Below are 202 nucleotides of genomic sequence, written 5' to 3'. Positions count from 1 at the left end.
GGGTAAATGAATTCCACATTTTGCTCGATATTTAGTTTTCTGAAGAACGGCGACGCCACGGCCATCGGGTGCACCGCTGCCCCAACATCGTGTATACAGCCTCCCTCAACCATCTCTTCAGTGCGCGCGTTTCCACCTAGCTTCTGAGTTGCCTCGATGATGTGGACTGAAAGCCCGTTCATTGCTGCGGTGAGAGCTGCAG

At 53.5% G+C, this 202-nt stretch carries 1 protein-coding gene; it reads right to left on the bottom strand.

From position 1 onward, the window contains the following. The coding region (locus AMS65_RS19185) for an NAD(P)-binding protein (protein ID WP_241489511.1) at positions 1–182 on the bottom strand (182 nt) is incomplete at its 3' end. Between the last annotated feature and the right edge of the window lie 20 nt (positions 183–202).

This window comes from Leucobacter celer subsp. astrifaciens (assembly GCF_001273835.1).
Classification (GTDB): Bacteria; Actinomycetota; Actinomycetes; order Actinomycetales; family Microbacteriaceae; genus Leucobacter; species Leucobacter celer.
Note: the sequence above shows the minus strand (reverse complement) of the source record. Positions and strands in the feature narration are given on the sequence as shown.